The sequence below is a fragment of the Providencia rettgeri genome, assembly GCF_013702265.1.
GTDB lineage: Bacteria > Pseudomonadota > Gammaproteobacteria > Enterobacterales > Enterobacteriaceae > Providencia > Providencia zhijiangensis.
This window is the reverse complement of sequence record NZ_CP059348.1, coordinates 3,032,125-3,049,896: the sequence shown is the minus strand read 5'-3', so window position 1 is coordinate 3,049,896 and position 17,772 is coordinate 3,032,125. Positions and strand designations below refer to the sequence as shown.

Sequence of the window (17,772 nt, the reverse complement as noted above, 5' to 3'; positions counted from 1 at the left end):
CGTTAACAGCAGCGAAATCCGCCTTTACCATTGCCGCCGTAGCGAGCATCTTGTCGTTCACGAAAAAACTCTTTATAGGTCATCACAGGTTTATCGGGGTGATTATCTTTCATGTGCTGCACGTAAGTATCGTAGTCGGGGATCCCCACCAGCATACGCGCGGCCTGCCCTAAATATTTACCAGTTTTACCCAAGTTTCCAAACATAACCATCTCCAAAGGCAAAATGCCCGACACTGCATTTTCGTACAATGTCGGGCTTCCCTTACTGTTTCGAGTGAAACTTAACTCGATGCATTATTCTGCTCTTAGTGTGAAGATGACACTTTCACACCCTCTTTAGGAACAGGAACATAAGGGGTTTCTTTATCTGTACGATTTGGGTTTTTATGGGCTTTCATTCCCACACGGATACCGTAGAAGATAATACCGTAAACCACCACTAAGAACAGAATACTCAGACCCGCGTTAGTGTAGTTATTAATAATAATGTGATTCATATTAGTAATTTCTTGTGCCGTTAACTCAGCACCACCCGCGGCGATTTTCTCTTTGTAAGATTTCGCTAAGTATAAGAAACCTTCAAGTTGAGGATTATCGCTGAATAATTTCAGTCCCAGAGCCCATGTGGTACAGATTAATAACCATACCGCTGGTAACACAGTGACTAAGATGTATTTACTGCGTTTCATCTTAATCAATACAACCGTACTCAGGACTAACGCTACCGCTGCCAGCATCTGGTTGGAGATACCGAACAGTGGCCACAAGCTCTTAACGCCGCCCAGTGGGTCAACAACGCCTTGATACAGTAAATAACCCCATAAACCTACGCATCCAGCTGTACCGATGATCCCAGCAAACAGAGAGTCGGTTTTCTTCAGGAATGGCACGAAGTTACCCAGTAAATCTTGCAGCATAAAGCGGCCAGAACGGGTACCCGCATCCAGTGCCGTTAAGATAAACAGTGCTTCAAACAGGATACCGAAGTGATACCAGAAGCCCATATTGGCAGCAGGCATAATTTCGTGGAATACAAATGCAATACCGACAGCTAAGGTTGGCGCACCACCGGCACGGTTCAGAATCGAAGGTTCACCAATATCTGTCGCTGTTTGCATAATTTGTTCAGGGGAAATCACAAAGCCCCATGAACTGACCGTTGCTGCTGCATGAACAGACACATCTTTCAGTTGTGCCATAATTGCCGCGCCATCAGGGCCACCCAGCTCATGCAGGTTAGGCATAGTGATACCTAATGCTGATGGTGGAGTGTTCATTGCAAAGTACAGACCTGGCTCGATGATAGAAGCGGCCACTAGCGCCATGATAGCCACGAAAGATTCCATTAACATCGCACCGTAGCCGATGTAACGCGCGTCTTTCTCGTTCGCTAACAGTTTTGGCGTCGTACCTGAAGAGATTAAGGCGTGGAAACCGGATACCGCACCACACGCAATGGTGATAAACAGGAATGGGAACAGTGTACCTTTCCAAACTGGACCAGAACCATCAACAAACTGCGTCACCGCTGGCATTTTCAGTTCAGGGTTAAGGATAACAATACCCACTGCTAAACCAACGATAACCCCGATTTTCAGGAATGTAGCTAAGTAGTCACGAGGCGCCAAAATCAGCCATACAGGCAGTAACGCGGAAACAAACGCATAACCGACTAAAGCATAAGTAATAGTTGTATCTTTAAAGGTCAGTGCTGGGCCCCAGTAAGGGTCGTGTGCAATCACACCACCAAACCAAATAGAAGCGACTAACAGTGCAATACCGATAACGGCAATTTCACCCACACGTCCCGGTCGGATATAGCGCATGTATATCCCCATAAAGAGCGCAATCGGCACAGTGGAGCAAACCGTAAAGACACCCCATGGGCTTTCTGCCAGTGCTTTAACCACGATCAGCGCCAATACGGCGAGGATGATGATCATAATTAAGAAGCAGCCAAACAGTGCTAGCGTACCTGGGATCGGACCCAATTCTTCTTTAACTATCTCACCAAGGGATGCACCGTTACGGCGTGAGGAGATAAACAGCACCATAAAGTCCTGTACCGCCCCCGCAAGGACAACCCCTGCCAGTAGCCACAATGTTCCCGGTAAGTAACCCACCTGAGCCGCCAATACTGGTCCAACTAATGGACCCGCCCCTGCGATAGCCGCAAAGTGGTGACCAAACAGAACGTTTTTATTGGTTGGAACATAGTTTAAGCCGTCATTATTAATGACCGCTGGTGTAGCACGCGTTTCGTCCAGCTTCATCACTTTTTTAGCGATATATAAGCTGTAGTAGCGATAAGCAATCAGATACACCGCCACTGATGCGACGACGATCCATAATGCACTAATGTGCTCGCCGCGTCTTAGCGCGACAACCCCTAAACAGATTGCACCGATGATCCCGAGGATCATCCATGGAATGTGTTTTAAAATACCATTTTTGTTCATAGAACACCCTTCTGAGGTAGAACGAACATGCCATTAATACGTAATTACCGTTTATTAAACTGCGAAAACGTTGTTTTTAGTCGTTTTCGATGAATAACAAATGATTTTTTAATAGGCAGTGGTTGAATGATTTTGAATGTGAAAAATTGAGTTCTGCCATAGTGGGTATGGTAAGAAATTACTATCAGGAAAAGCGAAAAGTTACCTTGAGTGGTGGCATACAGAATTAAGCGGTTAGTTTTTTGCAGTGAATGGTTTTCAAGCGTCGCCCAACCCTCAAAAAATGTGATCTGAGTATCAAATATTTTCCATTTCAATAAGTTAAGCAATTTTTAAAATCATGTTTAAATTGTGACTTTTGTTAAATCCCAGAGGGTAATACATGAATAAAACGCTAATTCCCCCCCTTGAGCGGATTAACAATTTCTTGCCATTCTCCCCCAATCCACCAGCTATGTTCTCCGTCGGTTTGCCGCTCACACTTCTCGCCGACCTTGGCTTTACCGTTTTCGAATGGATATGCACAATCATAAATCGGCTCAATCACAATCTCTCCAGTTTGTGCGTTGGCATAACCTATTTTTTCCCCCTGACGAATTCGGTATAGCCCTTCACTCGCAGGGTCAAGACCATTATCAAAATAGTAAAACTGATACACTTCATTATCCTGCTTATCCACGAGCCTGATGCCACCTTTTGTATATACGCTTCCTTTAAGGCAATACAGGAAAGGTGAAGAAGGTTCAAAGCAGCGGATTTTTTCACTTTCTTCTTCTGCCATTAACTGAAACTGTTCTTCGAGTGGCATGGCAGCTGCCATCGTCGTCAACACAGAACTCATCAGCATGCTTTTTATTAGTATCGCTTTCATTCGTAAAGGCGCCTCTCATTTTATTAGGCGCCCAGCATCCCTTAAAGCATTCCTAATGGGTATCAGATAATCACGCAATTCTTTTCTATGCGTCTTTTTCGTTCGCACTATTTTTCACTAAGAATAACCCAATCAATAAAACATTAACTTATTAATAAAATTAAAAACAAGACTAAAAAATTATGAAATTAATATTTTCCTTTTAAATAACAATAATTAGATAAAACTAAAAAATAGTTACATAGGAAATTATTTTTGAAGCGAATCACACTAACAGAACATTATTTATACATTAATAACCCAAAGGCGTTATTGTTAACCAAATGATGATTGAATGTTAATTTCAATGAGGAAATGAAATGAGCACACAAAAATATGACTATATTATTGTCGGTGCAGGCTCCGCAGGTTGTGTTCTCGCCGCACGCCTGATCCAAGAAACCCAAGCTCGCGTGCTACTTATTGAAGCGGGCGGTAGCGATAACCACATGTTTATCCGTATGCCTGCTGGTGTAGCAAAAATTATTGCCCAAAAAAGTTGGCCCTATGAAACCGAACCAGAACCTCACGCCAACAACCGCAAAATGCAAATTGCTCAAGGTCGCGTGCTCGGGGGCAGCAGTTCAGTCAATGGCATGATCTACATTCGCGGGCAAAAACAGGATTATGATAACTGGGAACAAAAGTACGGATGCGAAGGCTGGGGTTATCAATATGTCCTACCGTGGTTTAAAAAAGCCGAACGCAATGAAAGTTTAACCGGAGAATACCACGGCACTGAAGGACCTCTTCCCGTCAGTGAAAACCGTTATCGCCATCCACTTTCTATGGCATTCATTCAAGCGGCTCAAGAACATGGTTTACCTTACGTTAATGACCTTAATGGAGAGAGCCAACAAGGAACCAGTTTCTATCAAACCACCACACACAATGGGGAAAGAGCAAGCACCTCCAAAACCTATTTGAAATCAGTGGCAAATAGCGAGCGTTTAACTCTCAAACTTAATACCCAAGTTAATCGCATTATTATCCGCGATGGGCAAGCGGTTGGCGTGGCTTACCAAGGTAAAAATGGTCACGAAGTCGAAGCCCTAGCGCGAGAAGAAGTGCTAGTTTGCTCCGGCGCAATGGGATCAGCGAAGTTATTGATGCTCTCTGGTATCGGCCCTGAAGAACACCTTTCTTCTTTAGGGATCAAAACCGTAGCGAATTTACCCGTGGGCAAAAACTTTCACGACCATTTGCATATGTCCATCAACGTCACCACCAAAGAGCCTATCAGCTTATTTGGTGCCGACCAAGGCTTTGCCGCTATCAAACATGGTTTTGAGTGGATGGCATTTCGCAGTGGGCTACTCGCCTCGAACGTTTTAGAAGGCGCCGCCTTTAAAGACAGTTGCAACCAAGGTCGCCCAGATGTGCAAATTCACTTTTTACCTATTTTAGATAGCTGGGATGATGTACCGGGGGAGCCGCTACCTGCCGCTCACGGTTTTTCACTGAAAGTCGGTTACTTACAACCTAAGTCTCGCGGGGAAATTTTACTGCGTAGCCAAAACCCGCAAGATCCGTTAAAAATTCACGCCAATTACTTGGCTGAACCAGAAGATATGGCAGGTTGTAAACGTGCGGTGAAATTCGGTTTAGAGGTATTAAGCCAGCCATCATTGCAAGCTGTCAGTAAAAATACATTGATGCCACCAGCCCAAGTTCAGCATGATGAGGAGCAATTAGAAGAGTTTGTGCGTAATTTCTGTAAAACGGTTTATCACCCTGTTGGCACTTGCCGTATGGGAACCGATACCGCAAATTCCGTCACGGATTTACGTCTTCGCGTTCATGGGATCAACAAACTACGTGTGGTGGATTGTTCTGTGATGCCAGAAATCCCAAGTGGCAATACCAATGCGCCAACCATCATGATTGCGGAACGCGCAGCCGCGATGATTATTGAAGATAGGCAATAATCCCCCTAAAAAGCCCCCCGCCTAAACCCAGCATGGCGGGGGATAATCACTAGCCTGTTACTTTCACTCGAGCCGCCGCTGTTTTTGCCATATCTAGGGCTTGCTCAATCGAATCTCCGACCGCGAGCGCCACACCTAAACGACGAGTCCCCGAAATTTCCGGTTTGCCAAATAAACGCAATTGAATATCAGAACCAAGTGCCTCATGAATGCCCGAAAAAACTACATTCCGGCTATGCAGCTCTGGTAAAATCACGGCCGATGCGCTAGCCCCATACTGGCGAACAGTGCCAATCGGTAAGCCTAAGAACGCGCGGACATGTAATGCGAATTCAGATAGGTTTTGAGAAATTAACGTCACCATGCCTGTGTCATGAGGGCGAGGAGAGACTTCGTTGAAAATGATCTCATCGCCACAGACAAACAGCTCCACACCAAATAAGCCGTATCCACCTAAAGCGGTGACAATTTTCTTCGCCACATCCTGCGCTTTTTGCAAAGCAATGTCACTCATCGCTTGCGGCTGCCAAGACTCGCGATAATCGCCTTTCTCTTGGCGATGCCCCACTGGTGCGCAGAAATGCACACCGTCTGCCGCGCTAATGGTTAATAAGGTAATTTCAAAATCGAAATTCACCATTTTTTCAACAATCACGCGCCCTTGACCTGTACGCCCGCCTTCTTGGGAATAATTCCACGCACTATCAAGCTGCTCCGCGGAGCGAATGATGCTCTGCCCTTTCCCCGACGAGCTCATGACTGGTTTTACAATGCAGGGAAAGCCAATTTCATGGGCTGAGGCTTCAAAATCCGCTTTCGTTTCCACGAAGCGGTATTCAGAGGTTGGGAGCTGTAGCTCTTCAGCTGCTAAACGGCGGATCCCTTCACGGTTCATGGTTAAGTAAACCGCATTAGCAGATGGCACGACTTTTTGACCTTGCTTTTCGAGTTCCACCAACGTTTTGGTGGCAATCGCTTCAATCTCAGGCACGATAAAATCCGGTTTCTCGCTCGCAACAAGTTGGCGTAGTGCTTCACCATCCAACATATTAATGGTGTAGCTACGATGAGCAACATGCATCGCGGGTGCGTTGTCATAGCGATCCACCGCAATCACTTCAATACCCAAACGCTGGCACTCAATCGCCACTTCTTTACCTAACTCCCCCGAACCGAGAAGCATAACTTTTGTCGCGCTAGAACAAAGTGCAGTACCTAATTGGCTCATGATAATGACCTTATATCCCCAGAGATAAATGCTGCTACATAAAAGATAATGTCTAAAAAGATGGCAGGGATTATATACGCAATCGTTTGCTTTGACCATAATAGAAGCGCAGCCTGCTGACGGTATTCTCCGTAAACAGGCTAATTGATTAAAATCACAGGTTAAATTTGAGGAGGTTCATCTCGCCCGGTCACATAAGGTTGGCGGCGCGCACCTTTGCCATAGCGTTTATGAAGCAGCGCTAACACACAAAACAGTAGGCCAATCCAAATCAAGGTGAAGCTGACACCTTTGACCCAATCGAAAATTTCATTAAACAGGAAAACGGCTAACAAGAATTGAATTGTTGGCTCTATATATTGTGCTAAACCAATCACCGTTAATGTGGTGCGTTTAATCGCTGCCGTGAAAAAGAGCAATGGAATGATAGTCACAGGTGCCGCCAACATGTACAACACTTTGGTTTGCCAATCACCATTTTCTACCGCGCTCATTCCATGTGCGGATAACCACCATGTAATACCTACCGCTAGGGGTAATAACCAGAGCGCCTCTAAAAACAGCGAGGTGATAACATCAAAACGAATAAATTTACGGATCAAACCATAAACCGCAAAGGCGCTTCCCATCACTAAGGCTAAAACGGGTAGTTCTCCATATTGAATGATTTGGTAGGCAACACCGGAGAAAATAAACACAACCGCAAGCTTTTCAGCGAAGACTAAACGCTCTCGCAAGAAAATCACACCAAGCAAAATGGAAAATAAGGGATTAATAAAATAACCCAAGCTCGCAGCCAGTACTTGTCCATGGGTTAAAGCATAAGTGAAGGTTGTCCACGACACCGCCATAATCGAGGAGCTAAAAAAACATAGCACAATTGAACGTTTATCTGCCCACACTTGTTTCCACAGGGATTTATTCTTGATAAGCAACCGAATAAAAAATAAGAACGGAAGAGACCAAATCAATCGTTGCGCCAGTAATTCCATGGCTTGAGCATCTGGAAGTAACCGATAAAACAGCGGGGTTATCCCCCAAAGAATATAAGAAAAGATAGCTAATGCTACCCCGGAACGCAGCAACATAATTTATCCGTATGAAAGTGTGGTTGATTTTTCTTCTCTATAATACGCCAATAACGGAAAGATAATAGGTTGAAGTGCAAACTATCACTAAGGTTATCGACCAATTTATTCACACTAAACACTTTTATTAATGATATGAAAACCTATAGTGCAATATCTTTTAAGGAAATCATTACGTGTATTCACTCACTTTTTTAGAGTGCATTGCAATTTTACGGAGCGAATTTTAATAACTACATCACAAAACATAAAAACAGATAAAAAATATCAAGGCGGATGATTAATTAAATTTCATAAAATTGCTAATAGTGCTTTTTATGACTAACATTTTGCGATATTATTACTTAGCTAAATAACATTATTTTCATGTTATCTAGAAAACATAATAATCGTAAGACAAGCTTAAAACTCTATCTTGTTACAAAACATTAAACAGATGTTACGTTTTGACACATACTTTAACTTTTGTTTCTTTTTTATATTAAAATTAGGCTAGTACTTTTTTTAATATCAATTACGTTCAGCAATAATCTATAAAAAAGAATAGTTGAAAATATATTGCCATTTTCATCGGTAAATTATTCTCATTCTATTAAACTACGTTAATTTGAATGTCAAATCCGTTTAACAGGAGTTTGGTGATGAATAGCGCCATTCATGTAATCGTTGAAAACGATCATGTCTTTAAGAATAAACTGAAATCAAAGATGGAATCTTTTGATTTTATTTTTAAATTCTATAATGACGAAGAGGTATTTATTAGTACTTATACTTACCCTAAAGAAGAGAATGCAAAGGATTGTGTTTTATTATTCGTAGGCAATAACTCAAGTCATATTAATAAATTAAAAAACCTTACTCAATCTTTAGCCGTTGTCCCTGTTATCGTCATCGCAGAAGAACCTTCCGCGGCACTATGCAGAGACTGTTTCAAGGCTGGAGCCTTTGATTTCTATGCATTTCCATTTGATGACAGAGTGTTTCTAAGCGCTATTCAAGGAGCTAATGAACACTTTGATAAACAAAATGAAAATCATAAAAAATATATCTATTTAGCCGATAAATTCGACCGTCTTTCTGCAAGAGAGCGTGAAATCATGGACATGATTTTAGACGGGAACACCAGCAGAGAAACGGCTGAAAAACTATCATTATCACCAAGAACCGTAGAAGTACACCGTTCAAATATTTATACAAAACTAGGAATAAAATCACTGCCTCAATTAATCCAAGAGTATGAATATATTAATACTTATTCTGCAAACGCTTAATTATCTTTATTCACCAGACACCCTTCCTGCCTAATGGTTTATCAAAAAATCATTAGGCATTTTTTCATCCTCGATGATCATCCAGAAAAATATAATTAAATTTAGATTTTTATTTAGATAACGATTTAGTTTAATCATTTAACTTAACTATCCATTTAACTATTCGGTTAACTATTTTTCACTATCAAACTTAGCATAACGATTATGCACTTTATTTCGCTTTATTAATTTATCACCCTAAAATAACTATTTCTTAATCAATAGTGGAAAATTAAATAAATTGCACTATCATTTTTATACAAGGAAACTGTTACTCTGGTTATTAATAAAAAAATCGCATTTATAGCTAAATGTAAGATTAATATATTTAGTTTAAAATAAAATATAAATCTATATATATCCCCATAGCCATTTACTCTAACTGTGAGTATGTGTATTCAATGAAATAAAAATCTATAACATCAAATTAAAACCAATTCCTAAAAAAAAACGTACTGAGATCAACATACTTATCGACAAGATAGGTTGATAATCTTAGCTCTTTTTCATTTCTTCTCTTTCGTTTCGCTGCAAGGCGTGACTGAGCCCGCAATCAATATGCATTGATAGTTGGGCTTAGTGATTACCGTAAGGCTGTGTGATTTGAATGCTTCGAACGTTTTCAGCATTGCTGCAGAAAACCAGTAGAAGCTTTTTTATTGGCTGGGCTGTTTTTATTGGGATTATAGCTTGTATTCGCGAATATCAATCTGATACTGCTTCAACTTGCGCCACAGTGTCGTACGTCCCATATTTAACGCTTGATGCATCTCCTGAATTTTTCCGCCGTAAGCCAGTGCGGCTTCGATAATTAACGCTTTTTCCACTTCATGAATGTTCAAGTCATGGAACAGATTATGTCCGAGAGTCTTCTCTGAAAGTTTTTGCCAGTAAAAGTGACACTTCAACTTTTCACTGATTTCTCGCCCTAGGGTAAGAGTGAGTGCTAACAATATATTGCTGCTGGTTGGCTCCCCACGTAACACCAACGTGGCTAGCAAGCGCGTTTCATCATAAATAGGGGCGAAATAGTAAGTATGTCCTTGTGAGTTAATCGGCTGCTCATCTAACGAAGTAACCTGCATTTGAGAGAATATCCAAGATGGTAACATGGTGCTGCTGTCTGATTTACGGTTAGACCATAAGGTTTGACCATATTTATCCAACAACATTCCTTCAATGTCAAAATCATGGATAGGTGATAAGCCACTTGTGATGGCTTCACTTGCCAGTTGTATCAATAACTCCGGATTAATGGAGCATGAAGATTTTTCTGTAAGCTGTGCGAGTTTGGGAATTGTAAAATCAATAGTCATAATCAGCCTTATTCTTCGATAAGTATTCTCTCTGATTATGTCAAGTTGTCAGTTAAGTTTTATATCCTAGATCAAGTTATGATTTGATAGATTTTGGCGGGATGATATAGATCAAGTATTTGAAATATAGAAAAAACCCAAAACAGTGGGTTATATCGAAAAAAGCCTGCGAAAGTGATCCGCAGGCTAAATTTCGAGCCAGATAATAGCCTATTTTTTATTCACTAACAACGGTGCCCCACAGGTCATATTCATCAGCATGCTCAATCAGCACTTTAACGATATCCCCTGCTTTCACATCAAACTCGCCATTGAGGTACACCATGCCGTCAATTTCTGGTGCATCGGCCATACTACGGCCTACAGCACCTTCGTCATCGACCTCGTCGATAATAACTAAAAGCTCGCGACCCACTTTCTCTTGTAAGCGCTGAGTGGATATCTCTTGCTGAAGCTGCATAAAGCGATGATAACGTTCTTCTTTAATCTCTTCAGGGACTTGATCAGCCAGTTCATTCGCTTTTGCACCTTCAACTGGGCTGTATTTAAAGCAACCGACTCTATCTAATCGCGCTTCTTGTAAGAAATCCAACAGCATCTGGAAATCTTCTTCTGTTTCACCTGGGAAACCGACAATAAACGTCGAACGCAATGTTAGTTCAGGGCAAATTTCACGCCAGCGTTTGATGCGCTCTAACGTTCTTTCTACCGCGCCTGGGCGTTTCATCAGTTTTAAAATTTTCGGGCTGGCGTGCTGTAATGGAATATCCAAGTAAGGCAGAACTTTACCTTCGGCCATTAATGGGATCACATCATCAACATGTGGGTATGGATAAACGTAATGCAGACGAACCCAAACGCCCATAGACGCTAGCTGTTCACATAATCCAACCATGCTGGTTTTTACTGGCTGACCATCCCAGAACCCTGTACGGTGTTTAACATCCACACCATAAGCAGACGTATCTTGAGAAATCACCAGTAACTCTTTCACACCTGATTCCACTAAACGTTTGGCTTCATTGAGTACATCGCCAATGGCACGACTATCTAAGTCACCACGCATTGAAGGAATGATGCAGAAAGTGCAACGGTGGTTACAGCCTTCCGATATTTTTAAGTAAGCGTAATGTTTTGGCGTTAATTTTACGCCTTGCTCTGGGACTAAACTAAAGAACGGATCATGCTCTGGTTTTGGCACATAGTGGTGAACGTGATTTAACACTTGTTCATAACTATGTGGGCCCGTAATTTCTAATACCTTCGGGTGAACTTCACGGATTTGGTTCTCTTTTGCGCCCAGGCACCCTGTCACAATCACTTTACCATTTTCGTTCAACGCTTCGCCGATAGCTTCTAACGATTCTTGAACGGCACTATCAATAAAGCCACAGGTGTTCACGATAACCAGATCGGCATCGTCATAGCTAGGAACGACTTGGTAACCATCAGTACGCAGCTCCGTTAAGATACGCTCTGAATCAACGAGATTTTTTGGACAGCCAAGCGAAACAAAGCCAATCTTTGGCACTGAATTCGTATTTTGCGACATAGCTCACTTCTTTATTGTGTTATAGATATTTTTTAAAAAATGGGCTGGATTTTACCTGAAGTATAGCGGGAATTGTATATTTTTTGGCGGTGGGAATGACAAAACGGTTACTTGTGCAGTTAATCCTATTGATGCCGATAACATTATTTAACACACTAATAATGAGATATTTCTAATGAAGAAACTACTGCTCCTATCCATACTTTTTAGCTCATCACTCTATGCCTTTGAAGCTGATGTTGGAAAAGTATGTAAAGCAGCTTCCGCTGCAATGTTTGGTCGTGATCATAAAATCATGCAATTAGAGAAAATTGAATCTGCAGTTGCATATGTACACTACATCAGACCTGTTGACGGAACACGGTGGGCAATTAAGTGCAAGCTAATAGGTAATCAAGTGATGTGGGCATCTAACAACCCAGATAGTATCGGGCGTTGGAGAGATGATCCATTAGATGAAAAGGTATTTTATAACGTTAAAGATGATCAACTCAGTATCACCGAAATGTACAGTGATGGCTCAAATATAAAAAAAACCTATCCTGTAAAAGAACTTTAATCATTTCAGTGATAGTCATGCAATCATAGAAAGCTGTTGATTTACTAATTGTAAAAATGAGAAATGACATTTCGAGCGAAATTCCCGCGCCATTTCTAGCGCAGGGATTCACTCAGAAAAACAGCAAAGATTAGCGGTTAATTGAGCGGGCAATGCGGGAATAGGTATGTCTAACACCGCGGATCACAATACTGTAATTCAAAATATTCTCTGGCAAGGCAATGCCGTTATAACCTGAGTCACCAATATGATGTAAATCTGTTCCTGCCATTTTGCACATTAACGCAATCTGGCGGATGGTTTGCAGATCAGCCCCTTCTTGGGACGTGCCAATCGCCGTCATGGTCATCACTCGCTGAGAATGGCAATAACTCACCATTTTCTGCACAAATTCCGAGGATATTCCCGGAACGGTTCCCGGTGCTGGCAATAAAATAATATCCGCACCACTCTTAATAAAGGAATGAATATCCTCTTCGGTAATTAACTGCTCAGCAGACGCATTGAGGACTCCCGCTGCATGCATTTTTCCCGTAATAAGAACGATATCTTCCCCCACCACCGCTTTGAGTTCTTTGAGGCTTTGGTTGATTTCTTGGTTAGTGACACCATTACCCGGATTCCCTGTCAGGACAATAATATCTGCCCCCATCTGTTTTAATTTCAAGGCATTTTTGACAGTGGCCAAACGCCCTTCCGAAATTTTCCACTGTTTATCTTGATGGGGATTATTAAACCCTGCAGGAACTGGTTCCAAATTCACACCAATCGCACGTCCTGTTAAGTGCTTTAAGGTACGGATAATGTCATCGGGTGCAATGCCTTCTGGTAAACCTTGCATCACAGGATTATTCACATCAAAAACATTCAATAGCAAAATATCTGCGCCTTGGCTTGCTGCCAGTTCCGCATTAGTGACGTTCATCAAGACGGGCTGAATAGTCCCGATAGTTTCACTCACCAGTAATCGCCCTTCGCTGGCTTTAATCGCTTCTAGTAAGTTTTTCTTGTTCATTTTTGCAATTTCAGAAGCGGAACAATCCAAATAACGTTTTTGCATCTCCAGTACCTCGATTTTATACCTAATAAATACCGATCAACGTTTCGACTATAGCATGTGAAACCGACTACAGTGTCTGAAGCAAGTCACCTTTCTAATACTTATTTTTTATCACTAAAAAAGAAAGCATTAACACTTTGATTAATATTAAATTTAAATATATTCATAGTAAGGATTGGATATAAGCCTAAAACATTCTGCTTGTTTTTGATTAATAGTAATGATTATCATTATGCTTCTAACTTCATTCAGGTAAGGATGTCACAATGAAATTCGCTTATCAGGCAGCCGTTTCGGGCTTAGCCTTATTCTCTCTATCCGCCTTTGCTCAAGAGTATCCTCTCGGTCACCCAGTCATTAAAAACGGCATGGAAATTCAAGGTGTTTATTTACAGCCTATCACCATGGACACCGAAGAAGGTCATCACAAGATGGCTCACCTGCCAGCGGATAAAGCCGACGTTCACTTAGAAGCCGACATCCACGCCGTAGAAGATAACCCGAACGGCTTTGCAGAAGGCGATTGGATGCCTTACTTAACTGTCGAGTATGCCGTCACCAAGCTGGGCGATAAGCCACAGACTCAATCAGGCACCTTTATGCCGATGGTAGCGAGCGATGGTCCTCACTACGGTGAAAATATTAAACTGGATGGTAATGGTAAATATCGCGTTACTTATAAAATTTACCCACCTTCACACAATCAACAAGCTGCTTTCGGTCGCCACATTGATAAAGAAACCGGGGTTGCTCCTTGGTTCGAACCGTTTGAAGTCTCTTGGGACTTTGACTATGCCGGCATAGGTCGCAAAGGCAGTTACTAATTTTTCAATGATGCGCTGAGGGCTTTCGCGGGGGTAATATTCCGCGCGAGCCCTTTTTCGCTAGTAAGGAACTCTCAATTTTTAATAAGTTTGAGCCAACAATGAAAACATTACTCAGCTTTTTACTGGTTTTTATTTGCGCATTACTACCGCAATCTGCCTTAAGCGCCGAAAAATATACCGTTGAATTAGAAATGAAAAATGGGGATTTAATCCCTCGCGTTCTGGAAGTGCCAGCAAAAACCATTATTCGTATCAAAATTACCAATACCGGCACTGAACCCGCAGAGTTCGAAAGTTTGCAACTGCGCAAAGAAAAAGTATTAGCCCCCGGTGCCAGTTCCGTGGTGGTCATTGCACCGTTAAAACCAGGTAGTTACACATTTTTCGACGATTTCCATCTGTCACATCCAAAAGGCGAGATCATCGCTAAAGAGTAGGACTCAACATGGGACAAGTTCTCTTCGTAGTTTGGCGCGAAAGTTTTGAAGCGCTATTAGTTATCGGCATCATCTATGCGTGGATCAAACGCCACCCTGATGCTCGTAATGGGATGAAATTCCTCTGGGGCGGTGTTGGACTGGGTATCGCCATGTCCATCTTACTCGCACTGCTGATTTATGGCGTATTCAATGTCCTTGATGACACAGGACAATCTATTTTCATGATAGTCATGGAGATCCTCGCCTGTATCTTGATTGTTCAAATGGTCTATTGGATGAACAAAAGCGGCGGCTCGATGAAAAAAGAGCTGGAATCGGGTATTAATCGTAATGCAGAACACCACAGTTGGTGGGGCGCGACCTTGATTATCGCCATCGCGATTGCCCGTGAAGGCAGCGAAATTGTCGTTTTCCTTTCCAGTTTTATCATGTCGTTAACCGCTGAAAATGCTAACGAATTTATCTTTGAAGTTGCCGCAGGTATCGTTATTGCGGGTATGACTCTGTATGCCTTCTTATTAACTAACCGCATTATTTCGTGGAAAATTTTCTTTAAAGTCACTGGCGTGATTTTACTGTTCCTCGCCCTCTCCTTGTTGCTCCGTGGTGTTGAAGAGATTTCAAACTTAATGATTGAGTTTGACTATCCAATTCCTGAATTTTTAATCTACCCTGCATGGGATACCAGCGCATTACTGGATGACTCCGGTGTGGTTGGCAACTTTATCTCATCGTTCTTTGCATACCGTTCACAGCCAATTTGGCTCAGTGTCATCACCTTTGTTATCTATTGGGTTGTGATCCTCGCACTGTTTGTTTGGAGCAAAAAACATGCCGCTAAACGGAACTTACAAAATGCGTAAAATCACCCGCTTAGCCATTAGCGTAATCGTCGCGTCACTCGTGGCATCGACTGCCTATGGCAAAGCCCTACGCTCCCCTGTGCAAACAGGGGACAACATCATCATTGCCAAGGGGGATATTCCCACCCCTGAAAAATATCAGCCCGCCATTCAAGAATACTTATCCTTCGTCAACAAGGAGTTAAGTGAAATGGTGGTGCAATTAGAAAAACTCAATCAAAGTGTGCAAAAAGGTCAATTAGCGCAGGCGAAAGCGGCCTATATTCAAGCCCATCAGCACTATGAAACCGTGCGTCCGGTCATTGTGTTATTTGGTAATACCGACCGAACCATCAACCCTCGTGCGGATTATTTTTTGGATAAAGAAAAAGATTACCGCTTCGTGGGATTTCACTTGGTTGAATACCTTTTATTTTCCAAACAAGATCTCAAAGCGGCACTGCCAGCGTCTGATGAGCTGTTATTAAAAGGGAAAGATTTACAAAAACGTGTCCTGACCGAAACCATTGAAATTCCGAAATTGGTGCAAGCCTCCGCTGATTTTATGGAGATGATCCTCGAAACAAAACTGTCGGGACAAGAGAATATTTATAGTCTCTCTGACCTGTCGGATATGGCGGCAAATGCCAAGGGTTCTCAAGCCATCATCGAGGTTATCAGCCCGTTTATTGAATCCAAGACCCTTGATCAAATAAAAGAAAATGATCAGAAAATTAATAAAATAGTGCAGTCATATCAATTAGCTAAAGGTCAATACAAGCCTTACAGCCAACTAAAACAACAAGACAAAATGGCGCTCTATTCCCTGTTAACGCAACAAGCCGAACTGCTCGCGACATTACGCGCTCAGATGGATGTTGATGTTTACTATAAATATTAAGGCATAAATTTATGCAAGCTAAACTAAAAAGCGAGTCACAACCTTTGGGATTTTCTCAATCTAAAGTATCTCGCCGCCATGCGCTAAAAACCTTAGTCATGGGAGGTGCAATCCTCGCCGCCCCAGCCCTCAGTGCGAAAGCATCCATTGCGGATTGCGAGCTGACTTATGACAAAAGCATCAATTATTTAGGTTCACACCAAGCGGGCGTGTTAACCCCAGAACAGAAAAATGCCTCGTTTATCGCTTTTCGAATCACGTCGACGACTCTTGATGAGCTGCAAACGCTGTTCACTGTATTAACTCAACGCATTGCCTTTTTGACCCAAGTACAAAAATCTACGCCGAATCAGAATGATAAAATGCCGCCCGCAGAGTCTGGAATTTTAGGTACGCTTATTCAGCCTGACGCCTTGAGTATCACGGTCTCCTTGGGCGATAGCTTATTCGATTCACGTTTTGGGTTAGATAAACTCAAACCGAGTCAATTGGTGGAAATGACCAGCTTCCCGAACGACCGCTTAGAAGATAAATGGTGTGGCGGCGATGTGGTGCTGCAAATATGTGCCAATAGCCAAGAAAGCGTGATTTATGCGCTACGCGATATTCTCCGCCACACTTCACCTTATTGGTTTCCACTCTGGAAAATCGATGGGTTCTTACCCTCAAGGGATATTGATAAACGCTCTACTCCAATTAATTTATTTGGTTTTAAAGATGGTACCGGTAATGCGCCAGCCGACGACAGCAAATTAATGGATGAGCTGATTTGGGTCACTGAAGACAGCAAAGAGCCAGCATGGTGCGTTGGTGGAACCTATCAAGCGGTTCGCTTAATTCGTTTTAATCTTGAATTCTGGGATAGAACCCCGCTGGAAGACCAAGAAAATGACTTTGGGCGCCATAAAGCAACTGGCGCACCAATGGGCATGAAGCACGAAATGGATGACCCTGCGTTCGACAAAGATCCTCACGGTGACCGCGTGTTATTTGACTCCCACATGCGCCGTGCCGAACCAAGAAACCCAACGCGCCACACCGCCAAGTTACGCCGCCGCAGTTACAGCTACTCTCTTGGCTTAACCGATAACGGCGCTCTGGATATGGGGCTGATTTTCGTTTCATATCAAAAGAACTTAAAAACCGGCTTTATTGATACTCAAAAACGGTTAAATGGCGAACCACTGGAGCGCTACATTAAACCGTTTGGAGGGGGTTACTATTTCGTTTTACCCGGTATTCAATCCGAGAAAGACCAACTCGCTAAAGGGTTATTTGCCGCGCTGAAAGACGCTAAATAGCGCCATAAAAAAGCCCCGAATATTATTTCGGGGCTTCTAGCACGCTCAT

16 protein-coding genes are annotated in these 17,772 nt (G+C 42.4%); 8 read left to right on the top strand and 8 right to left on the bottom strand.

Features of this window, described 5'->3' with window-relative positions; translation table 11 throughout:
- Window positions 1–2: 2 nt before the first annotated feature.
- From H0913_RS14040 to H0913_RS14030, 3 genes are all read right to left on the bottom strand, one after another.
- A complete protein-coding gene (locus H0913_RS14040) occupies window positions 3–206 on the bottom strand; it encodes a YbdD/YjiX family protein (RefSeq protein ID WP_154602399.1) in 204 nt (67 codons plus the stop codon).
- Window positions 207–307: 101 nt separating this feature from the next.
- A complete protein-coding gene (locus H0913_RS14035) occupies window positions 308–2,461 on the bottom strand; it encodes a carbon starvation CstA family protein (RefSeq protein ID WP_154602398.1) in 2,154 nt (717 codons plus the stop codon).
- 394 nt (window positions 2,462–2,855) lie between these two features.
- Complete coding sequence (locus H0913_RS14030; protein ID WP_154637772.1) at window positions 2,856–3,332, bottom strand: WG repeat-containing protein; 477 nt, start codon at window positions 3,330–3,332, stop codon at window positions 2,856–2,858.
- A gap of 359 nt (window positions 3,333–3,691) precedes the next feature.
- On the opposite strand from H0913_RS14030, the gene H0913_RS14025 reads away from it, so the two are divergent.
- Window positions 3,692–5,299, top strand: coding sequence for a GMC family oxidoreductase (locus tag H0913_RS14025; protein ID WP_181477459.1), 1,608 nt, complete (start codon window positions 3,692–3,694; stop codon window positions 5,297–5,299).
- Between the two features lie 49 nt (window positions 5,300–5,348).
- On the opposite strand, the gene purT is transcribed toward H0913_RS14025, so the two are convergent.
- Both purT and rarD read right to left on the bottom strand, forming a co-directional pair.
- Window positions 5,349–6,527 carry a formate-dependent phosphoribosylglycinamide formyltransferase gene (gene purT / locus H0913_RS14020; protein ID WP_181477458.1) on the bottom strand — a complete coding sequence of 393 codons (1,179 nt, stop codon included), beginning with the start codon at window positions 6,525–6,527 and terminating at the stop codon, window positions 5,349–5,351.
- Window positions 6,528–6,688: 161 nt separating this feature from the next.
- Window positions 6,689–7,615: an EamA family transporter RarD gene (gene rarD / locus H0913_RS14015; protein ID WP_154627587.1), complete on the bottom strand. Its 927-nt coding sequence runs from the start codon at window positions 7,613–7,615 to the stop codon at window positions 6,689–6,691.
- A 641-nt stretch (window positions 7,616–8,256) separates the two neighbouring features.
- Between rarD and H0913_RS14010 the strand changes: the two genes are divergently transcribed.
- Window positions 8,257–8,886 (top strand): response regulator transcription factor, encoded by a 630-nt coding sequence (locus H0913_RS14010; protein ID WP_181477457.1) that lies wholly within the window; start codon window positions 8,257–8,259, stop codon window positions 8,884–8,886.
- Window positions 8,887–9,608: 722 nt separating this feature from the next.
- Here H0913_RS14010 and H0913_RS14005 read toward each other — a convergent pair.
- Window positions 9,609–10,241, bottom strand: a complete 633-nt coding sequence (locus H0913_RS14005; protein WP_154602392.1) for a helix-turn-helix domain-containing protein — start codon at window positions 10,239–10,241, stop codon at window positions 9,609–9,611.
- A gap of 217 nt (window positions 10,242–10,458) precedes the next feature.
- Complete coding sequence (gene rimO, locus H0913_RS14000) at window positions 10,459–11,793, bottom strand: 30S ribosomal protein S12 methylthiotransferase RimO (protein ID WP_154600113.1); 1,335 nt, start codon at window positions 11,791–11,793, stop codon at window positions 10,459–10,461.
- Window positions 11,794–11,968: 175 nt separating this feature from the next.
- Here rimO and H0913_RS13995 point away from each other — a divergent pair, with 175 nt between their 5' ends.
- Entirely contained in the window at window positions 11,969–12,352 is a 384-nt protein-coding gene (locus tag H0913_RS13995; protein ID WP_181477456.1) for a hypothetical protein, read from the top strand.
- A 130-nt stretch (window positions 12,353–12,482) separates the two neighbouring features.
- Here the strand turns inward: H0913_RS13995 and H0913_RS13990 are convergent, their stop codons facing one another.
- Complete coding sequence (locus H0913_RS13990; RefSeq protein ID WP_154638840.1) at window positions 12,483–13,412, bottom strand: haloacid dehalogenase-like hydrolase; 930 nt, start codon at window positions 13,410–13,412, stop codon at window positions 12,483–12,485.
- Window positions 13,413–13,678: 266 nt separating this feature from the next.
- Here H0913_RS13990 and H0913_RS13985 point away from each other — a divergent pair, with 266 nt between their 5' ends.
- From H0913_RS13985 to efeB, 5 genes are all read left to right on the top strand, one after another.
- Complete coding sequence (locus H0913_RS13985; RefSeq protein ID WP_181477455.1) at window positions 13,679–14,236, top strand: iron transporter; 558 nt, start codon at window positions 13,679–13,681, stop codon at window positions 14,234–14,236.
- Between the two features lie 101 nt (window positions 14,237–14,337).
- Entirely contained in the window at window positions 14,338–14,676 is a 339-nt protein-coding gene (locus tag H0913_RS13980) for a cupredoxin domain-containing protein (RefSeq protein ID WP_036955670.1), read from the top strand.
- Window positions 14,677–14,684: 8 nt separating this feature from the next.
- Window positions 14,685–15,542, top strand: coding sequence for an FTR1 family iron permease (locus tag H0913_RS13975; RefSeq protein WP_181477454.1), 858 nt, complete (start codon window positions 14,685–14,687; stop codon window positions 15,540–15,542).
- Complete coding sequence (locus H0913_RS13970) at window positions 15,535–16,422, top strand: EfeM/EfeO family lipoprotein (protein WP_181477453.1); 888 nt, start codon at window positions 15,535–15,537, stop codon at window positions 16,420–16,422. Before H0913_RS13975 ends, H0913_RS13970 begins: the two co-directional genes overlap by 8 nt.
- 11 nt (window positions 16,423–16,433) lie before the next feature.
- On the top strand, window positions 16,434–17,723 hold the full coding sequence (gene efeB / locus H0913_RS13965) for an iron uptake transporter deferrochelatase/peroxidase subunit (protein ID WP_154602386.1): 1,290 nt from the start codon (window positions 16,434–16,436) through the stop codon (window positions 17,721–17,723).
- Window positions 17,724–17,772: the final 49 nt, after the last annotated feature.

Bases quoted from the DNA above. Each gene is read 5' to 3' on its own strand.
- H0913_RS14040 (WP_154602399.1), bottom strand. From the start codon at position 206: ATGTTTGGAAACTTGGGTAAAACTGGTAAATATTTAGGGCAGGCCGCG.
- H0913_RS14035 (WP_154602398.1), bottom strand. From the start codon at position 2,461: ATGAACAAAAATGGTATTTTAAAACACATTCCATGGATGATCCTCGGG.
- H0913_RS14030 (WP_154637772.1), bottom strand. From the start codon at position 3,332: ATGAAAGCGATACTAATAAAAAGCATGCTGATGAGTTCTGTGTTGACG.
- H0913_RS14025 (WP_181477459.1), top strand. From the start codon at position 3,692: ATGAGCACACAAAAATATGACTATATTATTGTCGGTGCAGGCTCCGCA.
- purT (WP_181477458.1), bottom strand. From the start codon at position 6,527: ATGAGCCAATTAGGTACTGCACTTTGTTCTAGCGCGACAAAAGTTATG.
- rarD (WP_154627587.1), bottom strand. From the start codon at position 7,615: ATGTTGCTGCGTTCCGGGGTAGCATTAGCTATCTTTTCTTATATTCTT.
- H0913_RS14010 (WP_181477457.1), top strand. From the start codon at position 8,257: ATGAATAGCGCCATTCATGTAATCGTTGAAAACGATCATGTCTTTAAG.
- H0913_RS14005 (WP_154602392.1), bottom strand. From the start codon at position 10,241: ATGACTATTGATTTTACAATTCCCAAACTCGCACAGCTTACAGAAAAA.
- rimO (WP_154600113.1), bottom strand. From the start codon at position 11,793: ATGTCGCAAAATACGAATTCAGTGCCAAAGATTGGCTTTGTTTCGCTT.
- H0913_RS13995 (WP_181477456.1), top strand. From the start codon at position 11,969: ATGAAGAAACTACTGCTCCTATCCATACTTTTTAGCTCATCACTCTAT.
- H0913_RS13990 (WP_154638840.1), bottom strand. From the start codon at position 13,412: ATGCAAAAACGTTATTTGGATTGTTCCGCTTCTGAAATTGCAAAAATG.
- H0913_RS13985 (WP_181477455.1), top strand. From the start codon at position 13,679: ATGAAATTCGCTTATCAGGCAGCCGTTTCGGGCTTAGCCTTATTCTCT.
- H0913_RS13980 (WP_036955670.1), top strand. From the start codon at position 14,338: ATGAAAACATTACTCAGCTTTTTACTGGTTTTTATTTGCGCATTACTA.
- H0913_RS13975 (WP_181477454.1), top strand. From the start codon at position 14,685: ATGGGACAAGTTCTCTTCGTAGTTTGGCGCGAAAGTTTTGAAGCGCTA.
- H0913_RS13970 (WP_181477453.1), top strand. From the start codon at position 15,535: ATGCGTAAAATCACCCGCTTAGCCATTAGCGTAATCGTCGCGTCACTC.
- efeB (WP_154602386.1), top strand. From the start codon at position 16,434: ATGCAAGCTAAACTAAAAAGCGAGTCACAACCTTTGGGATTTTCTCAA.